Below are 1,549 nucleotides of genomic sequence, written 5' to 3'. Positions count from 1 at the left end.
GACAGCTTGGGGAAAACGAGGCGGCGATCGCCCTTCTCACCGAATCCTTGGAACTCTGCGAACGCATCGGCAACTTGGAAGGGAAAGCGGCGAGTTTGGCTAACCTCGGACAACTACTGGCAATCCAAGGTGATTTTACCACGGGCTTGAATTATATGCAGGAGTCTCTCGCCATCCTAGAGCATCTGCGTTCTCCCGAAGCGGAGAAAGTGCGGGAAACAATCGCACAGGTGCAGCAGCTACAGCAGCAGTAAGGTTGCGGGAGGCCCGCCATAACTGGGGTAGGAAAATGGCACAATGGAGGGGGTGATGCCACACTGGAGTATCGCGGGTTACGCCCTCCCGGGTGGGTATGGAAGCAACTGCAGGGGACATCCGGGCGGCGATTTTTTTGAATCGGGAAGTGAGGGAAAGCGCTTTTTCACACTAAATGGAGGGAACCGAACCAACCGATGGACAACCTGCAGCAGAAAGCGACGATGTTGCACCCACTGGCAACCCTGAGCGCCAACCGAGGGCAACTGGAGGAGGCGATGTTACTTTACGCCGAAGCGATAAAACTGGAGGAACGCACCGGCAACTGGGAAGGAAAAGCTGCCAGTTTGCACCAATTGGCGGGTGTCAAAGCAAAGCAGGGATATGCGAGGGTGGAGTGGGGTGGTTTGGATTGATGAACAATCCGGTGGGGTGAGGATTGGGTGAGGGATTCGCCGGGGAATTGGTTTACCGGCGATTGTTGGGTTAATCAGAGGGATGCAAGGTATTCGTTCAACGGCTTTAATCGGTGGTGCGATGGTTTCGCAACCAAGCACCTAAGTCAGCTTCACTGGAAAAATCCAGCAACGCTTCGGTTAATGCTTCTAACTGCACTTTTGATAACTGTTGCCCCGCCGAATATAACTCGGGAGAAATCGTACCGAGACGGAGATTCAGTAAACGCTGAACCAGCAATAAAGCTTCTTGTTGCATTGCCTCTTGGCGGCCCTGTTCGATACCTTTTTCCATCCAACTGGTGACGATTTCCATAACTTCCTCCTGTTCTATTGGTAAAATGGCACTCAACTGTTCTTGAAATGCGGCTTCTTCTTCTGGATTTAGTCGCAGGTAGATATCGATAAATCCGGAAATTAACTGGGTGCGAGCTGGATCGAGTTCCAGGGGATTGAGCATTCGCAAACATTCTAGCTTGACCGAGGGTTGTTGGGCGGTTTCCATCTGCATTTTGACCATTAGCGCACAGGCGATCGCGTTATTGCGGTCCCGAAAAGTTTGCCAGTGGAGCCGATTTAGCTGGATGACTTCATAGTTATAGCGGATTTCAAATTAATGTCGTAGGCAACTCTCATCTGTCCCAACCGCCAATGCACCGAATCGGTGAGAAATTCTTTACCGCACCACTATGAGAACCGCTATAAACAGCGCTTGATTGAAATCGCGCCTTGGCTTTTCTTGCGGGAGCATGACTGCGACAGGTATTAGGGGTCGATGAGGGCTTCGCAACCCTCACCTCCCATTCAGAACCGGACATGAGACTTTCACCTCATCCGGC

Annotated in this window: 3 protein-coding genes; 2 read left to right on the top strand and 1 reads right to left on the bottom strand. The window is 51.8% G+C overall.

The window, feature by feature from the left end; all coding sequences use genetic code 11:
* Positions 1–254 (top strand): tetratricopeptide repeat protein (locus AC0QH1_RS30980; RefSeq protein WP_324635296.1); only part of this gene is annotated, 254 nt, incomplete at its 5' end.
* Between the two features lie 198 nt (positions 255–452).
* Positions 453–671: a hypothetical protein gene (locus AC0QH1_RS30975; protein ID WP_324635295.1), complete on the top strand. Its 219-nt coding sequence runs from the start codon at positions 453–455 to the stop codon at positions 669–671.
* A gap of 106 nt (positions 672–777) precedes the next feature.
* On the opposite strand, the gene AC0QH1_RS30970 is transcribed toward AC0QH1_RS30975, so the two are convergent.
* The gene (locus AC0QH1_RS30970; protein ID WP_324635294.1) at positions 778–1,230 is read right to left on the bottom strand and encodes a DUF4351 domain-containing protein; all 453 of its coding nucleotides are present in this window, start codon (positions 1,228–1,230) and stop codon (positions 778–780) included.
* Between the last annotated feature and the right edge of the window lie 319 nt (positions 1,231–1,549).

Source organism: Phormidium sp. CCY1219, assembly GCF_055795085.1.
Note: the sequence above shows the minus strand (reverse complement) of the source record. Positions and strands in the feature narration are given on the sequence as shown.

What these genes read in the sequence shown, in the direction of transcription:
- AC0QH1_RS30970 (WP_324635294.1), bottom strand. Translation starts at nt 1,230, where the DNA reads ATGGTCAAAATGCAGATGGAAACCGCCCAACAACCCTCGGTCAAGCTA.
- AC0QH1_RS30975 (WP_324635295.1), top strand. Translation starts at nt 453, where the DNA reads ATGGACAACCTGCAGCAGAAAGCGACGATGTTGCACCCACTGGCAACC.